Annotated in this window: 15 protein-coding genes; 7 read left to right on the top strand and 8 right to left on the bottom strand. The window is 62.1% G+C overall.

Annotated elements, in window-relative coordinates; genetic code table 11:
• Nucleotides 1-165: 165 nt before the first annotated feature.
• Nucleotides 166-1,077: a transcriptional regulator GcvA gene (locus tag EN943_RS23190; protein ID WP_127414782.1), complete on the bottom strand. Its 912-nt coding sequence runs from the start codon at nt 1,075-1,077 to the stop codon at nt 166-168.
• Between the two features lie 196 nt (nt 1,078-1,273).
• On the opposite strand from EN943_RS23190, the gene EN943_RS23185 reads away from it, so the two are divergent.
• Nucleotides 1,274-1,456, top strand: coding sequence for a DUF1127 domain-containing protein (locus EN943_RS23185; protein ID WP_127414781.1), 183 nt, complete (start codon nt 1,274-1,276; stop codon nt 1,454-1,456).
• Nucleotides 1,453-2,343, top strand: a complete 891-nt coding sequence (locus EN943_RS23180; protein WP_127414780.1) for an NmrA family NAD(P)-binding protein — start codon at nt 1,453-1,455, stop codon at nt 2,341-2,343. The genes EN943_RS23185 and EN943_RS23180 overlap by 4 nt, the downstream gene beginning before the upstream one ends.
• Nucleotides 2,344-2,584: 241 nt before the next feature.
• Here the strand turns inward: EN943_RS23180 and EN943_RS23175 are convergent, their stop codons facing one another.
• Nucleotides 2,585-4,240, bottom strand: coding sequence for an acyl-CoA synthetase (locus EN943_RS23175; protein ID WP_127414779.1), 1,656 nt, complete (start codon nt 4,238-4,240; stop codon nt 2,585-2,587).
• A 203-nt stretch (nt 4,241-4,443) separates the two neighbouring features.
• Here EN943_RS23175 and EN943_RS23170 point away from each other — a divergent pair, with 203 nt between their 5' ends.
• Nucleotides 4,444-5,538 (top strand): KamA family radical SAM protein, encoded by a 1,095-nt coding sequence (locus EN943_RS23170; protein WP_127414778.1) that lies wholly within the window; start codon nt 4,444-4,446, stop codon nt 5,536-5,538.
• Between the two features lie 9 nt (nt 5,539-5,547).
• Here the strand turns inward: EN943_RS23170 and EN943_RS23165 are convergent, their stop codons facing one another.
• From EN943_RS23165 to EN943_RS23155, 3 genes are read right to left on the bottom strand one after another with little or no spacing between them, the layout of a single operon-like run.
• Nucleotides 5,548-6,189, bottom strand: a complete 642-nt coding sequence (locus EN943_RS23165) for a 4'-phosphopantetheinyl transferase superfamily protein (RefSeq protein WP_164778331.1) — start codon at nt 6,187-6,189, stop codon at nt 5,548-5,550.
• Nucleotides 6,189-6,674, bottom strand: coding sequence for a GNAT family N-acetyltransferase (locus EN943_RS23160; protein ID WP_127414776.1), 486 nt, complete (start codon nt 6,672-6,674; stop codon nt 6,189-6,191). Before EN943_RS23160 ends, EN943_RS23165 begins: the two co-directional genes overlap by 1 nt.
• Entirely contained in the window at nt 6,671-10,789 is a 4,119-nt protein-coding gene (locus EN943_RS23155; RefSeq protein WP_127414775.1) for a Pls/PosA family non-ribosomal peptide synthetase, read from the bottom strand. Before EN943_RS23155 ends, EN943_RS23160 begins: the two co-directional genes overlap by 4 nt.
• 63 nt (nt 10,790-10,852) lie before the next feature.
• Between EN943_RS23155 and EN943_RS37710 the strand changes: the two genes are divergently transcribed.
• From EN943_RS37710 to EN943_RS23140, 4 genes are all read left to right on the top strand, one after another.
• Nucleotides 10,853-11,011: a hypothetical protein gene (locus EN943_RS37710; protein WP_164778330.1), complete on the top strand. Its 159-nt coding sequence runs from the start codon at nt 10,853-10,855 to the stop codon at nt 11,009-11,011.
• Nucleotides 11,012-11,050: 39 nt separating this feature from the next.
• Entirely contained in the window at nt 11,051-11,653 is a 603-nt protein-coding gene (locus EN943_RS23150; protein ID WP_127414774.1) for a BA14K family protein, read from the top strand.
• A gap of 111 nt (nt 11,654-11,764) precedes the next feature.
• Complete coding sequence (locus tag EN943_RS23145; RefSeq protein ID WP_127414773.1) at nt 11,765-12,112, top strand: DUF2934 domain-containing protein; 348 nt, start codon at nt 11,765-11,767, stop codon at nt 12,110-12,112.
• A gap of 687 nt (nt 12,113-12,799) precedes the next feature.
• The gene (locus tag EN943_RS23140) at nt 12,800-12,949 is read left to right on the top strand and encodes a hypothetical protein (protein WP_127414772.1); all 150 of its coding nucleotides are present in this window, start codon (nt 12,800-12,802) and stop codon (nt 12,947-12,949) included.
• A gap of 80 nt (nt 12,950-13,029) precedes the next feature.
• Here the strand turns inward: EN943_RS23140 and EN943_RS23135 are convergent, their stop codons facing one another.
• From EN943_RS23135 to EN943_RS23120, 3 genes are all read right to left on the bottom strand, one after another.
• The gene (locus EN943_RS23135) at nt 13,030-13,980 is read right to left on the bottom strand and encodes an EamA family transporter (protein WP_127414771.1); all 951 of its coding nucleotides are present in this window, start codon (nt 13,978-13,980) and stop codon (nt 13,030-13,032) included.
• Between the two features lie 291 nt (nt 13,981-14,271).
• Nucleotides 14,272-16,926, bottom strand: coding sequence for a hypothetical protein (locus EN943_RS23125; RefSeq protein WP_127414769.1), 2,655 nt, complete (start codon nt 16,924-16,926; stop codon nt 14,272-14,274).
• Nucleotide 16,927: 1 nt separating this feature from the next.
• On the bottom strand, nt 16,928-18,115 hold the full coding sequence (locus tag EN943_RS23120; protein WP_127414768.1) for an SIR2 family protein: 1,188 nt from the start codon (nt 18,113-18,115) through the stop codon (nt 16,928-16,930).
• Between the last annotated feature and the right edge of the window lie 705 nt (nt 18,116-18,820).

The raw sequence follows: 18,820 nt of genomic DNA, 5'->3' as shown, positions 1-18,820 counted from the left end.
CCCCCACAAGGGGGCGGGTGAGGAAGCGGGGAGGGTGAGGAAGCGCCTGCCAGCCCGCAGGATAGCGCTCTTATGGAGATGCGGAGAAGCTGGGCTCCCTACCTCCCCCAGGTCGGACCGAAGGTCCGGGTGGGGGGCCTGGCGCAGACCCTACGGGACCTGGGTTCAACCATCCTTCGTCGCACGAACCCACTCAGCCGCCACTTCGGCAAACAGCCAGTCGCGGAACGCCTTGATCTTCTTCTGGCGCAGCGCGCCGTCGCGGTAGACGACGTAGTAGCGTGAGGCGGATTTCAGCGCGAGACCGAAGGGACGAACCAGCCGCCCCGCGGCGAGGTCGGCCGAGACCAGCGCGCTTCGGCCCAGCAACACGCCTTCGCCATGCACCGCGGCCTCGACGGCGAAGGTGGCGGAATCGAAGCGCACGCCGCGCTTGGGATCGACATCTCCAACGCCTGCGTGTTGCAGCCATGTCGCCCAGTCGATGCGAAAGGCGTCATGGATCAGCTTGTGATGCCGGAGATCCCCGGGCTGGCGCAGCGGATGTTCGCCTTGCAGCAGTTCCGGGCTGCAGACCGGGAAGACCTCTTCATCGGCGAGAAATTCCGCGGTCACGCCGGCATAGCCGCCCTTGCCGTAGCGGATGGCGATATCGATGCCGTCGCTGACGAAATCGGAAAGTACGCCCGAGGTCGACAGCCGCACGTCGATGTCGGCGTTGGCGCGGTGGAAACGATGCAGCCTCGGCACCAGCCAGCGGCCGGCAAAACCGTCCGATGTGCTGACATTCAGAATGCCCGTGGTGCGGTCGGGCGTGGCGGCGATGGTGGCGGCGGCGATCTGGTCCAGCGCCTTCCTGACTTCAGACGCGTAGGCCGCGCCCACCGACGTCAGGCGCACGGACCTCGTTCCCCGATCGAAAAGCTGGATGCCCAGCCTGTCCTCGATGTTGCGGATGGCGCGGCTGACCGCGCCATGGGTGACGTTGAGTTCGCCCGCCGCCTTGGAGAAACTCAGATGCCTGGCGGCGGCCTCAAAGGCGGGGAGGGCAGTGAGGGGCGGCAGTCTGCGCGGCATGATCCACCTGTGAGTGTTGCTCACAAATCCTGCACAAAGAGTCGTTTGTCGTCCAGCCCGGAAATGTCCAATCTATGGGTGTTCCGGCGCATCACCAAGGCGCTGCTCAACCAGAAAACAATGTGAGCGATCGTCATGCTCGTCCCCCAGCGGACGGCGCCGACACGCTTGCGCCTAGCAACACAGGAGACGGATTATGAACCCGACCTTCCAATCCATCACCGCCGCGATGAGCGGTCTTGCACTCAGAACCTTGGCAGTCGTCGAGCGCCGCCGCATGCTGCGCCGGGTTGCGCGCTTCTCGGACCATCGTTTGCACGACATCGGGTTCGAACGCGATTGGGACGGTTCCCTCCTGCGCAATGGGAGGGCGATATGACCAGCACCCTGATCATCGGCGCGACGGGGCTGCTGGGCAGCGAGATGGCGAAAGCCAGCGTCCGCAATGGCGATCGCCTGCACGTTCTGGTTCGTCCGGCAACAGCCGGCAATGAAGAGCGGCTGCGCCCGCTGAAGGAGCTCGGCGCCAAAATCCATGTCGGCGATCTCGACGACTATGACAGCCTTGTCCGCGCCGCCGGTGCAGTGGACCGCGTCATCAGTTCGGTGCATGTGGGTTCGGCCAGCGAGATGACGCTGGTGCGCGCGCTCAGCGATGCCGGCGTCTCCCGCTACGTGCCTTCCGCCGGATTCGGCCTCGACTTCGCCGCCGCCGCCCCGGGCTCGATCCCGCCGCTCGACCTCAAGCGAGCCGTGTTCGACGCGGTCAGGCAAGCCGATCTGCCCTATACGGTGATCTACACCAACGGCTTCTTCTCGACCTGGGTGGCGACGCTGGGCGATCTGATGCGCTTCGGCTCGTCGCCTTTGCCTCCCGAAGAGGTGACGCTTTATGGCGACGGCAATGTGCCGGCGACATTTGTCAGCGAGAAGGACATCGCCGCGGTCACCTTGCGCGCGTTGAACGACCCCAAGGCCATCCGCAGCGAGATCCGCATCGCCCAGAACAAGATCACCCAGAACGAAATGATCGATCTGTGGCGCCGGGTGAGCGGCCGCTCGCCGCGCATCGTGCCCCAGAGTGCGGCGGAGCTTGAGGCGATGATCGCGTCAGCACCCTCGCTCGGACTGCTGCGGGCGTTCTGGATACGCGGCGAGACCGCGCTCGAGACGGCCACGCCGGAAGCCGGTACGCTGTATCCGGAGCTGACGTTCGAGACCATCGAGAGCGCTTTCGTGGCGATGGCGGGCGCCGCTAGGCGTTAGGAGCAGAAACGCGGCGCTGAAGCTGCCAATCTCCCCCCGTGTGGGGGAGATGCCCGGCAGGGCAGAGGGGAGGCAGAGCAGATCGCTACGCCGTTTCTCCGGCCGACCAGCGTGAGAGCGTAGCGCGATTGATCGAGACAGGTCGACGGGACAGCGCCCCCCTCTGTCCTGCCGGACATCTCCCCCACGGGTGGGGAGATTGGCAGCTCAAGCGCCTCCGCCTCGCTGCGTCCGATCCAATTCACCCCTTCCGCTTCTCCACCTCCGCCTTCCTCAGCAGGAACCGCTGGATCTTGCCGCTGGGTGTCTTCGGCAACTCGCTGACGAACTCGACCTCGCGCGGATAGGCGTGGGCCGAGAGGCGCTTGCGGACATGCTGGGCAAGTTCTTCGGCCAGTTCCGGGCTGCCGCTGTACGAAGGCGCCAGGACGACGAAGGCCTTGACGATTTCGGTGCGCTGCGGATCGGGTACGCCGACGACCGCCGCCTCGTTGACTGAGGGATGCTCGATCAGCGCGCTTTCGACGTCGAACGGGCCGATGCGGTAGCCGGCCGAGGTGATGACGTCGTCGGCGCGGCCGATGAAGGAGATCGAGCCGTCGGGCTCGAACTCGACCGTGTCGCCGGTGCGGTAATAGCCGCCCGCTATGGCCGGCGTCTCCGCCTGGTGATAGCCGCCGAACCAGCGCAGTGGCGACTTCGCGATGTCCACGGCGAGAATGCCGGGTTGATTGGGACCAAGCTCGTTGCCGGCCTCGTCGAGCACGACGATGCGATAGCCCGGCATGGCAAAGCCGGCCGAGCCGTGGCGCACCTTGTGCGACAGGCCGTGATGGTTGTTGACCATCATGCCGTTCTCGGTCTGGCCGTAATGGTCATGGATGGGGGCGGCGAGATGGGCGTCGAACCAGCGGATCACTTCCGGGTTGAGCGGCTCGCCGGCACTGCTCACCACGCGCAGCCGACCCTTGACGCGGGCGGCGGCCTCGGGTCCTTCGGCCAGCAGCAGGCGGAAGGCGGTGGGCGAGCCGGCAAGGCTGGTGACGCCGAGGCGCTCGATGATGTCGTAGGTGCTTTTGGCGGTGAAGGCGCCCTCGTTGAAGGTCGTGGCGATGCCAAGCAGCAGCGGGCCTGTAATGGCGTAATAGAGGCCATAGGCCCAACCGGGATCGGCGATGTTCCAGAAGACGTCGTCGGGCCGCAGCCCGATCGCATCGCGCATGTAGGTGCCGAAGGCCATCAGCGCGCTGAGCGGCACCGGAACACCCTTCGGGAAACCTGTCGTGCCCGAGGTCGACATCATCATGAACAAATCGTCGCCCTTGCGCATCACCGGTTGGCGGTCAGGCGAGGCGGCGGCAAAGGCGGCGCGGAAATCGATGTCGCCGGCCGGCAAGGCTTCGCCAGGGGCAAGGATGGTCGCGACGCGGGGACAATCCTCGATCTCGTCAAGCTTGCCGCGGTTGGCTGTGTTGGTGACGACGAGCTTGGCGCCGCTGGTTTTCAGCCGGTGGTCGATGGCCTTCGGGCCGAAAGCGGTGAACAGCGGCTGGTAGACCGCGCCGATGCGCCAGGTGCCGAGGATGAGCGCCACCAGTTCGGGAATGCGCGGCAGCATGCCGGCGACGACGTCGCCAGGGCCGGCACCAGCCGCTTTCAGCATGTTGCCGACGCGCGCCGACATATCCTTGAGATCGTCGAAACTGAATTCCCGCAGCTCGCCACCGGCAGAGATCGCGCGCAGCGCCAGCCGGTTCTGGCCGGTATGGCGATCGCAGCATTCGATGCAGGCATTGATGCCGGTCGCGGGATCGCCCTGAAGTCGGGCGATTTCGTCCTCGATGCGAAAGTGAGCAACGGCATCGACATAGCGCGGCAGCGCCGATGTGGCGGTCATGGCAGTCCTCCCTGGCGGCGCCGCATCTCCCCATGCGGCGCTGTTGCGCGAGAGATTGCCCGAAATTGTGGCGGTGGTCGATGCGGCGAAAGTTGGAAAGGTTGGCGGTGTGAAGGATCGCAGCGCTGACAACCTGCGTGGTTGACCTGATCTGTCATCCAGCGGATAGGTCCGGCCCAAATATACTCGCCCGAGAAACTCCGATGACCACAGACACCAAATTCCACCCCGACACCGCCTGGCAGGCGGACGTCCGCGCCGGCGTGCGCCACGTGCGCGACCTGGTGTCCCTCCCGTTGTCGCCAGCCGAGCGCGCAGCCGCCCAGGCCGCGGCGGCGAACCACAAGGTGCGCGCGCCCAAAGCCTATCTCGACCTGATCGACTGGAGCGACCCGGCCGATCCGATCCGGGCGCAGGTCATTCCGTCGCCTGAGGAACTGGAGGAAGCGGAAGGCGAGCTCGACGATCCGATCGCCGACCATGAATTCAGCCCGGTGCCGCGATTGACGCATCGCCATGCCGACCGGGTGCTGCTGTTCCCGACCTATCAATGCGCGGTCTATTGCCGGTTCTGCTTCCGCAAGGAATCTCTGACCTCGATCGGCAGGGGTTATACGCGTGAGGCGCTGGAGCCGGCGCTGGCCTATATCGCCGATCACCCCGAAATCCGCGAGGTGATCCTGACAGGCGGCGATCCGCTATCGCTGCCCGACAAGGCACTGGCCGAGATCTTCGCGCGCATCGAAGCGATCCCCCATGTGCGGCTGCTGCGCATCCACACGCGCGTGCCGGTGGCGCTGCCGTCGCGCATCACGTCGGGGCTAGTCGAGGCCTTACAGGGCCGGCTGATGGTCACCGTCGTCACCCATTTCAATCACGCGCGCGAAATCACCGACGCAACCGAGGTGGCCTGCCGCACGCTTCGGCAGGCCGGGTTCGTGCTGCTCAACCAGAGCGTTCTGCTCAAAGGCGTCAACGACAGCATCGAGGTGCTGGAAGAACTCTGCCGCGAGCTGATGTACCGCCTCGGCGTCAAACCCTACTACCTGCACCATGGCGACCTCGCGCGCGGCATGGCGCACCGGCGCACGACGATTGCGCAGGGACAGGCGCTGACTGAAGCGCTGCGGGCGCGGCTGTCGGGCATCTGCAACCCCGTCTATGTGCTCGACCTGCCGGAGGGCGGCGGCAAGGTGCCGATCGGGCCTTGCCATGTCGAGGGCCGGGACGGCGAGAACTGGCGGCTGCGCGGGCTCGATGGCGAGGTGAGGGCTTATACGGAGATCGTTGGCGAATAGGGCTGCGCGCTAACCCCTGTCTTTCTCGACAAACGCCAGCACCACCACGCGCGGGGCGACGCAGTAGGCGAGGCTGGCCTTGCGGCCGGTCTTCGTCGTCGCGCGGCCTGCGTTCAGGTCGACGGTGATGTCCTCATAGCCCAGCACCTCGCGATCAAGGGGATAGACGGCCTTGTAGACGGCTTCCTTGGCGGCAAAGAGGATGCGGCCGGCAAGATGCCGTTCGGCTGCGTCCGTCCGGTCCGCAAATGTTGTCACGAGCGCCAAAATGTCATCCGGGAGAGGCTGCGCGGGCTCGACGTCGATGCCGAGCGAGGCTATATCGCCAATCGGTGCAACCGCCGCCACGGCCATGTCGTCGTCGTGCGCGAGCGAACCGGTTATGCCGTCGGGCCAGACCGGCGCGCCGGTTGGCGAGCGCAAGATGGCGACGTCGCCGACGCCAAGCGCCGCCAGCAGCTCATGCGCGATCCAGCGGGCCGCGCCGCTGGCGCGCCGCATGGCAGGCTGGCGCGCGGGGATGGAATGCGCTTCCCCAGGCAGCAGATGGGCCTCGTCGCCGTCGCGTATCACCCGGCATCCGACCCGGACACTCCTGGGTGCGATGGCGGTCATCGCTTCGGCCAAGGCGATTTCCTCGGGCAGCCGCATCACCGCTCGTGCGTCCGTGCCGGCAAAGCGAGATCGGCGATCATTTCTCCGTCCTCGTCGAGCCCTTCTTCGACGAAACCGGCGCTGCGATAGAGGTTGCGCGCCGCATCGTTCTCCGGTTCGTAGCAGATCGAGACGTGGCTGATGTGGCCGAGCTCTCTGATTTCGTCCAGCACCTCACGCAGGGCGGCCTTGCCGTAGCCTTTGCCTTGAGCGGCGCGGTCGATCATGAAGCGGTAGATGCGCGCCTCGTCGTCATTCTCGGGCGCCTCGTACATCAGGAAACCGACGACACGGGTCCCGGCCATGACGACGCGTGGCCGCGCGTCTTCGTCAGTTTCGGCTTCGTCGAGGGACTCCGAATTGCCGGCGACGAAATCCGTCTGCTCCGGGGCGAGTTCCAGGGCCGTGACCAGGGCACGGTTGGCCTCGGTCACGGCAACGAGACGGATGTTTCCGGTGTTCAAGCCGATGCCCTTCGTCAAGCTGATGCCCTGGCCGGTACCTTGGAGCCGTCCTCGGTGACCGGTTCGACGAAGCGGTGCAGCTTTGCCGGGTTGCCCCGCCATATGGAGTTGGGCTCCAGCTCTTCGCCCTTCATGACGAAGGAGTCGACATCGACCACCGAGCCTTCACCCATCACGACGCCGTAGTGGACAAAGGCGGAGGGTCCGAGCGTGCAGCCCTTGCCGATGCGGATGAAGTCGGACTTGAAGGCGCCTTCCTCCAGCGAATGGGCCTGGATGACGCAACCCTCGTTGAGGGTGGCGTCGTCGCCGATCTCCACCAGCGAGCGTTCTGTCAGATTGCTGCCGCCGTCATAGACACGGCTGCCGATCTTGACGCCCAGCAGGCGCAGGATCATCGGCCGGAACGGCGTGCCGGCGAACAGCCGCACGATCGGCGAATCCGCCAGCTTCCAGTGGCGTTCATGGCGCCAGAACGCGACGTCGTAGATCGTCGTCATCTGCGGCTTCAGCCGGCCGAAACCGAGGCTTGCCCGTTCCACGAAGATGTAGAACGGAATGGTGATCGCCGAGGTCAGGAGCACGGCGACGAACAGCGCGACCTCCGCCCATTCGGTGTAGTAGTTCAGCGCCCGGTCCCAGATCGCCAGCGTGGCGAACAGCATGACCCATTGTGTTGCCACGAACAGCAGGATCGTCACCAGATTGTGGCGGTTCTTCAACGGGATGCGCCGGCGCCGGTCGTCCTCGTCGATGCCGGCGATGAGTTCCTTGTCGCGGTTCACCATGCGCGGGATTTCAAAGGCCGGCGAACCCAGAAGCCCGACATTCTCGCGCAGCGGCCCGTCGATGGGGATCATCACCTTGGTGCCGAGCAGGACGTTGTCGCCGGTGCGCCCGTCCGGCGGATAGTAGATGTTGTTGCCGAGATAGTTGCGCTCGCCGATCCTCGTCGGCTCGAGCCTGAAGGCGGCGGCGGATTTGTGCATGTTGATCATGAACAGCCCGTCCGACACCATGGTCTCGGTGCCGATCTCGCACAGAAGCGGGTTTTCGTGCTGCTGGTTGGAGCCGAAATTGGAGCCGGTCTGCACCACCTTGTTGAGGTTCCAGCCGATCGCTCGCATGTAGTGCACGATGGCCGAGCTGTCGCCGGCCAGCAGGCCGAGCACGCGCGAGTTGCTGGAGAATTCGGCGACGGTCTGAAGCCAGTAGCGGAAGCCGTACAGCGTGTAGGTGCGGCCTGGCTTCAACAGCAGGCTGACCAGGCGCGGCACCAGCGTCGCCGCCAGGAAGGATGCGGCCATGTAGCCGAACAGCGTGACCGTGGTGCCGATCGCGACGACGCCGATGGTTTCCTGGTAATCGTCGCCGACGTTTTCCCAGTAGCTGTGGAACAAAAGCGGCAAGGGAGTGACGATGGCAAACAGCCCGATCAGCTGAACCGCTTCGAACAGGAAGCGCCGGATGTTGGACGGATCGACATTGCGCACCTTGCAATAGTCGGCCGTGGTCGGCACGGCCGGCGACCCATGCCAGCGTTCGCCGTCGGGGATGCTTTGGCCGCGGTGCAACGAGGACGAATGGCCGAGCTGGGCGCCGTCGCCGATCCTGGTGTCGATGTCGAGCGTCGAGCCGACGCCGACAAAGGCATCGCGGCCGATGGTCAGCGGCCCGGTGTGGATGTAGCCGGACTGCGCCCGGAAGCCGAGGATCATCGATTCCTTGCGCAGGATGGTGTTGGCGCCGATCGAGATGAGATCCGTGCAGACCGGCACGGACTTCGATTCGATGACGGCGTTCTTGCCGAGCCTGGTGCCGAGAAGCTGCAGGTAGATGCTGTAGAGCGGGCTGCCGCGGAACAGCACGACGGGCGCGGTGCGGATCAATGTCTTGACTACCCAGAAGCGGAAGTAACGCACGCCCCAGATGGGAAACGCTTCCGCCTTCCAGCGGCCGACCAGCACCCATTTGGCGGCGACGGCAAAGCCCGACATGCCGAAGAACACGGCGGCCGAAAGCGCCACGCACCTGATGTACAGCTGCAGCGGATCGTCGAGCGCGTCATACATCCAGTTGAGGCCGCCATTGATCGCCCACAGGGCGCCATAGCTGTAGAGCCCGTAAAATAGCAGCTGTGCGGCGCCGCAGGTCCAGTAGGCAAGGTTCGAGGCCCGGCGGGTGAGGACGGGCTCGTTGGTGGCCGTCGTCATCTCGTCCGCTACGCCGAGATGCAGCGCCAGCCGCGCCACGGTCGGGTGGAGATAGATGTCGCGCATCGAGGCCGTCGCCCATTCCTTCCTGGTGCGCAGGCGCGCGCAGAAATGCGCCATCAGCAGCGAGTTGGCGCCGAGATCGTCGAAGAAATTGTCCTCGACGGACACTTCGTCGAATTTCAATACGGCGGCCAGCGCGTCGGCCAGGAAACGCTCGTCGTCATTGCCGGGCGCGACCATGGCGCGATCGCCCGAAAGCCGCACGCTTGTCGGCTTCGGCAGCTGGCGCAAATCCACCTTGTTGGAAACCGTCATCGGGATGGCCGGCAGTTCCTCCAGATAGGAGGGCACCATGTAATCGGGCAGCCGCCGCTTCATCGTCCTGGCCAGGTCCGCGCGCGAAATCGACGGCTGGCCGGCCTTCGCTGCGAAATAGGCGACGAGTTCGACGCGGCCGGGCTCGATCTCCCAGGTGGTGACGGCGGCCTGGGCGATTTCGGGCTGGTCGAGCAGCACCGCCTCGATCTCGCCGAGCTCGATGCGGTAGCCGCGGATCTTCACCTGGGTGTCGATGCGGCCGGCATACTCGATCTCGCCTTGGTCGTTGATGCGGCCAAGGTCGCCCGTGCGGTAGATGCGCTTCGACGGGTTGTTCGGCAGGCCGACGAAATCGGCGATGAATTTCTGTTCGGTCAGGTCGGGCCTGTTGAGATAGCCGACCGCGAGCCCGATGCCGGCAATGCCGATCTCGCCCAGTTCGCCCGGCTCGGCAAGCTGCGGCAGCGAAGCGTCGAGAATGACGATCGAGTAGGTCGGCAGCGGCGCGCCGATGGTGACGGGACTGTCCGGCGTCAGCGCGCCCATGGTTGCGGTGACGGTCGCCTCGGTCGGGCCATAGGTGTTCAGGATCTGCCGCCCCGGCTTCGACCAGCGCACCACCAGATTGTGCGGGCAGGCCTCGCCCCCGACCAGCAGCGTGCGCAGGCTGGGCACATCCGAGGTCATCGACGACAGCAGCGTCGGGCTGCAGGCGATGCAGGTGATGTCATGGAGTCGCAGGAAATCGGCCAGTTCCTCGCCCACCAGCGGCATCTGGCCAGGCGCGGGCACCACCGTCGCGCCGGCGACGAACGGCACCCAGATCTCTTCGGAGGAAAAGTCGAAGGCGATGGTCATGCCCTGGTAGACGCGGTCGCCCGGCCGGTAGCCGTAGGAGGCGGCGGCGACGCGGATGAAGTTGACAAAACTCTGGTGCTTGATGACCACACCCTTGGGCTTGCCCGTGGTGCCCGAGGTGTAGAGGATGTAGCAAGTGTCGTCCGAAGTCTTCGCATGCGGCTTCAGCGGCGCGTCGGACTGTCTGGAGATTTCGGCAGCAGTGCTGTCGATCAGCAGATGCGGGACGGGCAGCTGGCCGGCGCGCGACGCGTAGGCGGCGATGGTGATGATCAGGCTGACGCCGGCGTCCTCGATGATGAGCGCCATCCGCTCCTCGGGGAAGGCGGTGGCCAGCGGCACGAAGGCCGCACCCGCTTTCATCACGGCGAGCAGCGCGACATAGGTCTCCGCCGAGCGGTCGAGGATGAGCCCGACACGGTCGCCCGGCCGCACGCCGCGCTTGATCAGCAGGCGGGCGAACTGGTTGGCCCGGCTGTCCAGTTCACGATAGGTCCAGACACGCCCGTCCGAAATGACCGCCGGCAGCGCTGCAAACATTTCGGCGAGCTGTTCGAAGACGGTGTCGAGCCGCTCGCCGGGCAGGCCTTGCCTGGTAAAGTCGGCGCCTGTCAGGATTTGCCCGCGCCTGGCTGACGCGGGGGCCGTTTTTACCAGCGCATCGACACCTGCCGGGCCGCTTTCCAACCCCGATCGTTCCGCGTCCAGTTCGGCGATGTCGACACCGTGATCCATTTCCATACTTTCCCGTCCAGGCCGGGCATCGCCCGGCACGGCCATTTTTCCAGTTGTTGTGGGATGCTTATGCCATCCGATCTTTTCGGCAGTTTTTCCGAACTGTTGAATATTGTTTCTGAACTGTGTCTGGGCGGGGTTTTGAGCCTCCCTTGGCGGCTCTTGCCGGGCGCGCTCGGCGGCAACGCCGGCGCGTGTGTCTCGGCGTTTTTCTGGAACCAGCCTTGAGGCCCCGCATTCTATGAGCAGGGACTGAAGGAGCGTGTCGTGAAAGCGGTTTTGGGACTGGTCTGCGGCTTCGTGCTGACCCTTGCGGTCTTCGGCAGCGGATTGGGCTTCGCCGCCTGGCTGCTTGCCGCAAAGCCGCCGCGCCAGGCGACGGCCACCGTCAGCGTGGCGGAGCTATGGACCAAAAAGGCGCGGCCGGTGAGCAAAGCCGGGCAGGGCCTCGAACGCCTGCCGGCCGCCCAGCCGGCGCCGCCCGACATCCCCGCCAAACCGCAGGAAACACCGCCCGACCCGACGGTCACCGGCGCCATCGCGCCCAAGGCAGCCGACCTGCCGCCTCCGCATCTCGCCTGGTGCGCCAGCCGCTATCGCTCCTACCATCCGGACGACAACAGCTATCTCTCCTACAGCGGGCAGCTGCGCCCCTGCATCTCGCCCTATCTCGAAGCCGCCGGTCAGGCCGTTCAGGCCGCCCAGCCGGCTGCCGGCGATGGCGACGAAAACGGCGCCGGCCTGGGCGTCTACCTTGCCGACGATGGCGGCGAAGCGCTTTCGGCCGACCATGTCGATTACTGCTTCAGCCGCTACCGCTCCTACCGCCCGGAAGACAACAGTTACCAGCCATATTCCGGCGGGCCGTGACGGCAATGCCAGTAGAGCCCGCGCGCCGCCGGCATGGCGATCCCATAGCGCGGATTTTCCGGAGCGTTCGCATTGGCGCGGCGTTCAACCCTGACCCAAGGAGGACTGACCATGAGCGACGACCGGGACGACAGAATTCGTGAGCGCGCCTACCAGATCTGGGAACGGGAAGGCCGCATGCAAGGCGACCCCGAACGGCACTGGCACCAGGCCGAGGCCGAGATCGACAGCGAGTCGGCCCTGCCGCTGACGGCGGGCGACGCGCTGCCTGAAACCGGCGAGATCGCCAGCTCCGATGTGCTGGAGGTCGAGGCGCTGGCGGTGCGCACCGGCATATCGGGCGACGAGGCGCAGGAACTGATCGACCGCCTGGGCAACGACCGTGCCACGCTCGAACAAGCCGCCCGCGGCCTCAAGGCCAAAAAGCGGCGAAACCCCGATGAGGGACTGGCGAAATGATCGAAAGCTGAAGGACGGAGAATACCGGCTGGTCGGTCATTCGGCCCGAAAGCCCGCGCCTCTGGCGGAGGACGCGGGCCGATCGGACGGCCGATCTTCGGCAGGCGATGGAGGGCACCACCTGCCGCACGAGTTAACAATTAGCCTTGGCTAATGTTCCGTCAGGTTGGATCTGAATTTACTTTCGTTCGAAATGTCGGCCTCCACCGCATTGCGCCGCTGGCCTTTGGTCAGGAATGCATGTGTCCGGGAGGCAGCTTGTGTCGATGCCGATAGGAATTTTTTCTTGACGGGTGAGGGCAGCTATGCTATGTTTCTGCCTATGGTGCTGATTTGCGCCAGTGACCCGCCGCCCAGGCGGGTTTTTGCGTTTAGGCCGGCGCTCGCCGAATTTCACGTTGCCAGAAAGCGCCGACGCCAAAGCTGCCAATCTCCCCACTTGTAGGGGTTGAGGAATGGTCCGCGTAGCGGATGGAAAGCCAATTGCTTGGCTTTCCGAACGACGAACGGCCGGCAGGCCAGAGGGGGGCGCCGTAGAGTGCCGCCTTCGAACGGGTGGATCATTTGGATTGGAACGGCGTTGATCCCTGACACAACCGCGGCATGAGCATGGCGACGAGGCGCAGCCGCTGATCGACAGGCTGGGCCGAGCGGACCTCGAGCCAAATCCTAGCCAGGGAGAGCGAGATGATCCGGAAACTGAAAGGTGGAAAATACCGGCTGTATTCGCGCAAGAAGGACGAGAAGACCGGCAAGCGGCGCAACCTGGGAACGTTCGACACGCGCGAGGCGGCGGAGAAGCACGAGAAGGAGGTGCAGTATTTCAAGCGGCATTGAGGGGGCCTCTGACCGTCGCGATGGCGACTCGCCAAACGCCAATGCGACGGCGCTGAATACTGCCGTCACCCGCAAGATTTCTACGCCACGCGTGCCGGCCTGGGCCTGACCATTGTGGCGAGCACGATGCCGGCGACGATGAAGGCCGCACCGACCAGATCGTAATCGTGCAAGCCTTCGCCGAGCAGCAGATAGGCGAGCATGGCCACGAACACCGTCTGCAGGTAGAGCAGCATGCTTGCCCGGCTGGCGCCGAGCGTTTCCACGCTTTTGTTGTAGAGATAGTACATCAAGGCGCCGCCGGGGCCTGCCAGATAGGCGAGAGCGAGAAGGCTGTGGAGGTTCATGGCGGAGCGTTCGTCGTTGAACAATTCCCACAAATGGAAAGGCAAGGCGACCAGCGCGCCGGCGCCGAGCAGCAGCACGACCATCGGCAGGAGTTCGATGCCGAATTTGGCACGGCGCAAAAGCACGGTGTAGAGGCCCCAGCAGAACGCGCTGCCGACGATCCACAGCTCGCCGGCGTTGACCTTGAGTTGCAGCAGCGCCGTCAAATTGCCGTGGGCAACGATGAAAATCATCCCGGCAAGCGCAACCAGCGCACCAAGCGACTTCCACAGCCCGAGCGGCTCGCCAAGCACGAAACGGGCGAGCACCATCGTCATGACAGGCGACAGCGCCATGATGATGCCGGCCGTGGTGGCGTCGGTGTCGTTGAGGCCATGGTAGATCATACCCTGGCACAGCGTCAGGCCGATCGCCCCCACGGCGACGACCTCCACGGCGCGCGTTCGCAAAAGCCCGATCATTGCCTCGTGATGACGGTGCACGATCGGCAGCAGGATGGCGCAGGCAAGCGTCAGCCGCCAGAAGCAGAGGCCCCAGGGCGGCATTTCGGGCGCCGCCCATTTGGCCGCGATATAGACACCAGCCGAAAGCAGCCAGCACAGGATGGCGGCCGGATAGCCGGCCAGGGAGGATATGGGGCACGCGGGTTGCGTGGCTTCATGCGCTATCGGCATTGCCTGCATGTCATGCCCTCTTCGATGACCTCGGCCAGACGGGGCAACATAGCCTGTGTCGCTGGGTCGTGCATCCGTTTTGAAAGGCGAGAAGGAAGCTGCTCGGCCGTCCTATGTCTTCGATGGCGAGGAGGACGAAAAGGCCGGCAAGCGGCGGAATCTGGGGACGTTCGAGACGCGGGAGGCAGCGGAGAAGCATGAGAGGGAGGTGCGGTATTTCAAGCGGGGTCGAGTGGTGGGGCGGCGATCTCGTGAAGGATTCAAGGGAAAAGGGGATCACATATCAGTAGAACCCATATCTTAGCGACGCGACAGGGTAAGCAGTCGTTGATATCGCACATCCTTCTCAAGTCCAGGCGCTGTCAGACTAATATGCTGTAGCGCTTTATCGAGGCCATTGGGAATTACCGCGCCATCTTCTCCGCCTATCGTTTTGTCGAGTAATACTAGGAATGCGTACGCATCTTTGGCCGTCCGCACGATTTGAATGGTTTTTCCATTGTCGTCGTGCGCAAGGACACCATATTCCCACAAGGACCAGCAGTCGAATGGCGTTAGGTATGGTGTGACCAGTTCTACTGCGTCTGCAAATTTGGCGCCGGCAGTCGCGGGTAAATCAGCTAGGGCATCCGATACACGGCGCGTGTTGAGCGTAAGTTCCTTTGGCCAGATTTCAACAAAAAGTGAGCTTATGAGAGCATAGCGATCGGCGGATTGTTCCGATACTTTCTCGCCACTTTTCATATATTCCTTCATCGCTCGGAGTGCTTGACTGCGTACCTGATCGCCTCCCATCCGAAACATTTGTTGGACAAAATTTGTCCCTATCGTTGGAGCAACCCCATCGCGGCGGTCCAGTATTTCAGACCATGTGACAAGCCTAGCGAGGTTGCCTCGAATGTCGCTAGACAGGTTTGTGTTCATGGTAGCTTTGATTAACGCCGAAGCAATCTGGCCGAGAAATTCCCTTCCTAGCAAATGTCCTTGGCTGAACGCCTTCCAAAGTTCTATTGCTTCTCCTTCAGCATCACGAAGAGGCATGAGAAGATTTCTGCGCGCCCAAGCCGGTTCTGCCGCAAGAAAGTAACCAAGGTTCGTGATCAACTGGTATTGGACCTGAAGTCTAGCCTCACCCACCGTCTCTTCGATAGCTTGGAGTACCCTCGGCCACGGCTCGACAGCGAAAGGTTTTGTATTTCGTAAAATCTGTGGACATGCAGCCATAAAGGCGCGAGCCATATTTCCAGCGGGAGATGCGAAAGATCGGTCGCTCAGCGATTTGTCTATTTTCTGGCTTTCGTTGACTTCCATTACGGCGGAGGGCCAAAGAGAAAGCCATGCGGACAGAAAATGATTAGAGTCCTTTAGGAGCCGCTCCCAAAAGGACATCCAAGATGTAAGTCCATCGATAGCACCATGCAGAGTGTCTTGCGGCAAAGATACAATCGCTTGGCACATTCTGATGGCTAGGGGGATCTTTGCTCTATCTTCGTCGGTTGCGCTGTCGGCTGTTGCGTTTAGATCAGTTGGGCGGAAATAATACCCTAAAGATTGCCAGATTTTCACTTGAGCGGTAGACGTTTCGCTCTCTGCCAATAGCTCCAAGATCAAGCCGGGATTATGGCCTATAAAGTCTGATGCTTCTCGACTCCGATCATCCCAACTGTCGTCGCCTAGGTTCTTTTCCAGCTCCTCCAGTAGCTTGGCTCGCGGCACATTGTGGAATCTTTGTCCACTTGGGCGCTCGCCGGCCACGAGCCTTACGCCTACGTTAAAGCCGTCGGTCACCGAATTGACTGCGGGAGGATTGTCCAGACCTGCAATTGCTGTATTCAGCCAAGTCTGCGTCTTCTCTGAAAGGATTGCTCCGGTCACTTGGATTCGCTGTAATTCCGCAACAGCCCTGCGCGTCACGTATAGGGTCGCCTCGGCAGGTTCTATTCGTTTCGGCAAAAGTCGACGCGGCTCGCCTTTCAACAAGCGGCGCTCAAGGGCGACTCGCGCGGTCAACGAAAGGGAGTTCCAACGGAGTGCGCGCGTCTCGGCAAATTCGGGATACGACCCCGCGGACCAGAATTCGCGATCATCGAGCGTTTGAAAAAATTTCTCAACCGCACTTGAGGTCAGGAGTTCACCATTCCTAGCTGCTGCTGCCCAAAGCCGCTTGTAGAGTGTCCAGCGATCGATATCCCAAGAGGCGATAACACGTTGCGCTGCGGCGCGATCGACTGTCGCGAGTTGCTCGAGGACAGCGAAAAGCAACTTGGTCGAGGGGGCAAAGCCGTCGTGATATCTATCCGGTTCACCACCGCCATCGGGAAACTGTGCCGGTGGGACGAAATAGACGCGATGGACCTGCCAGTTGGTATTGTCGGCTCGCTGGGAAATCTGCCCGATCCGCGCAGCGAGATTTAACCCGCTTAGTAACGCCGAGTTGAGCGAATTTGCTAGCTCGAAGAGAAAGTCTCGATCCTTGATGCTGTTAAGGTCAAGGTCTTCGGGCGTCAGTCGCTCGCCACTGGAAACCGATAGCCTGAGAAGGTCGTCTATGCTCTTTGGGCGCTTAACTCTAACCTCATTGTATATGGCTTCGAGTCGCCCTCGGCTTTCAATTTTCAACCACGGCTTGACCGCCATTACGATAAGCCGAATTGTCTCAGCATGAGAGGCGCCCGCCTTCAGATCACGCTTCATGAGTAGGCGTTCATAACTGGTTTCTGCTTGGGGGCGGTCCCAAAACTCGAATACCCATCGCCAAGCTTGGCGATATGGTTCTGCCACCTGTTCCGAATGGTGGTCGAAGAGTTGCCTGAGCGCAGCACGCTCTGCCAAGTGTTGATCAGCGAATTCGAGCGCCCACTCCAAAACTTCGCGATCCATCAATCGATCTTTTGCGAAAACCCATGTTGTTTGTACAATTTTTGAATCCACGTCCGACAATTTGGCCCTACTCACGTCATCTCCCCTTCGCCGTATTGCGGATGATTTGGTTCAGGAAGGCGAGCCATTTCGGGGACGATCCCTTCTGGGAAAGTATACCAGCCAAATCTGTCTGTTCGCTGGGATTGGAACGACGAACATAGTAGTGTAAAAAAGATTGCGCGTCCTTCCCGTCGACGCTGTCCGGGTCCAATGCTGCGATATTTGCAAGATGAACTTTAAGACGATTTCCATTTTTTTTATTGGGAATTATTTCAGACCACCGTGTCAGTACGTCTTCTAAGGCTTTATGATTGTTGGCTCTGTCGTAGGTTATTGGAGTTATGCCGCGCGATTGCCATTCGATGGGGGTGCGACCGTCTGACGGGTCACATCCAATGAATGCATACCGTGGTTTCAAATCCACAAAATGACGTTCGTCGGCCGCGATGGCGTTCAGAAGATAGCGGACAGGCGAGTCATTGGCGCTGTACCCCACCAGCACAAGGTGGAATATCCTTGCCGCATCATACAGGAAAGAAGTAACTGCGTGGCGCCGTAAGTAAGCGTCACCGAAGTCCTGATCAGTGAGAATAAGTGCCGACCCTTTCTCCCTTTTGAGCGGAAGCATCCCGTGAATATGCAAGATTCCTGCAAATTCAGTGCTCCGGCTTGGATTCGGAATTTGGCCCAAAGCATATGAGGTATCCGAATAGCCCGCTTCTTTTGCAGCTAGTCCAAGTAGGCGATCGAAGTTCGTGGTAACAAGGAGAGTCTGACCGAATCGCTGACCCAAACGAACCAGCGCAGTATGAAGGGTGTTCGGTGCCGTTGTTCTATTTAGTACAATCTGCGCTGCGCGGCGCATTGTGCTCAGTTTACTTGGATCGCCGTCTATTCGTCGCTCCAGCATTCCGAGCGTCACATCATATTCATTCTGTGAGAAGAACTTCAGCTCGGTACGCTGCTCGTGAGTGAGTAGGTCAGGGACATTGTCCCATCTAGACCCGCCCGGTGTACGCACTGCGGCGAGGGCGCCAGACATCGATGCGTCTATCTCGGCATAGATATCGGCTACCAAACCGCCAAAATCCGGCAACGACGAGGGAGCGGGATAGGATGCGCCGGCTCCAACGACAAAAAGCACTTCGCCTCGATCTCGAGCTAGCATGAGTTCTTCCGGCAGCGGCGGAAGACCAGCACCAATTACAATCGTATCATTCACAGTTGCGGCCTCTTGTGGCCATGACAGCCAGCTAAATCGGGGTGTGACAACCAACACCTTCAATGCTTGGGTTTCATTAGCTCGGTCATTGATAATGAAACTCCTTGGCGGACGAGCGACGGGCGCCTCCCCGACTGCATTTTGGCTCTCCAAGTCGCCCTGATATCTGAAGATAAGATCTCGGGGAGCAATGTGGGCGCGATCCCTCGCGCAACTCTGGTTTTGCAGTATCTAGGTCTTCGCCGGTCCACAGCGCCCCTTGAGAATGGCGATCTCGGCCTCGTGGTCGCCTCCCGACATGGATGCGACCGGCACACCAATCAGGAACACCCCCAGAGCATCTCCAGTCGCAGCTTTGTTCTGCTGATTTGATATGACGGCAAGACGCTCTCTGTCGGCTTGGGTGCAGGGGCCTGAATTTGGAATTCCCGATATCCTGTCCGGCGGTGTGGCACATCCCGCGAGACTGGCCAGCACCGATATTGTCAAAACAGTACGTTTCACTATTCCCCCACTTTTCAATAAAACCCACCCGCCGATAACATTGCGCGGTGCGTGACATTGCACAAGTATTCGGCGCAGCGTCATACACGACTATTTTTGACAAACGGCGCTAATATCCGTCGCATTTGACTGGCCGCTGGGGGTTGTAAATGGCGTTGCTGGTGACAGGGGATGATCGCGTTAGGTCGTACCTTGCGGGGC

The organism is Mesorhizobium sp. M7A.F.Ca.US.006.01.1.1 (genome assembly GCF_003997935.1).
Lineage (GTDB): Bacteria > Pseudomonadota > Alphaproteobacteria > Rhizobiales > Rhizobiaceae > Mesorhizobium.
This window is presented reverse-complemented; position numbering and strand designations above follow the sequence as displayed.

Excerpts from the sequence above, each read along its gene's own strand:
- EN943_RS23190 (WP_127414782.1), bottom strand. The coding sequence starts at position 1,077 with ATGCCGCGCAGACTGCCGCCCCTCACTGCCCTCCCCGCCTTTGAGGCC.
- EN943_RS23185 (WP_127414781.1), top strand. The coding sequence starts at position 1,274 with ATGAACCCGACCTTCCAATCCATCACCGCCGCGATGAGCGGTCTTGCA.
- EN943_RS23180 (WP_127414780.1), top strand. The coding sequence starts at position 1,453 with ATGACCAGCACCCTGATCATCGGCGCGACGGGGCTGCTGGGCAGCGAG.
- EN943_RS23175 (WP_127414779.1), bottom strand. The coding sequence starts at position 4,240 with ATGACCGCCACATCGGCGCTGCCGCGCTATGTCGATGCCGTTGCTCAC.
- EN943_RS23170 (WP_127414778.1), top strand. The coding sequence starts at position 4,444 with ATGACCACAGACACCAAATTCCACCCCGACACCGCCTGGCAGGCGGAC.
- EN943_RS23165 (WP_164778331.1), bottom strand. The coding sequence starts at position 6,189 with ATGCGGCTGCCCGAGGAAATCGCCTTGGCCGAAGCGATGACCGCCATC.
- EN943_RS23155 (WP_127414775.1), bottom strand. The coding sequence starts at position 10,789 with ATGGAAATGGATCACGGTGTCGACATCGCCGAACTGGACGCGGAACGA.
- EN943_RS37710 (WP_164778330.1), top strand. The coding sequence starts at position 10,853 with ATGCCATCCGATCTTTTCGGCAGTTTTTCCGAACTGTTGAATATTGTT.
- EN943_RS23145 (WP_127414773.1), top strand. The coding sequence starts at position 11,765 with ATGAGCGACGACCGGGACGACAGAATTCGTGAGCGCGCCTACCAGATC.
- EN943_RS23140 (WP_127414772.1), top strand. The coding sequence starts at position 12,800 with ATGATCCGGAAACTGAAAGGTGGAAAATACCGGCTGTATTCGCGCAAG.
- EN943_RS23135 (WP_127414771.1), bottom strand. The coding sequence starts at position 13,980 with ATGCAGGCAATGCCGATAGCGCATGAAGCCACGCAACCCGCGTGCCCC.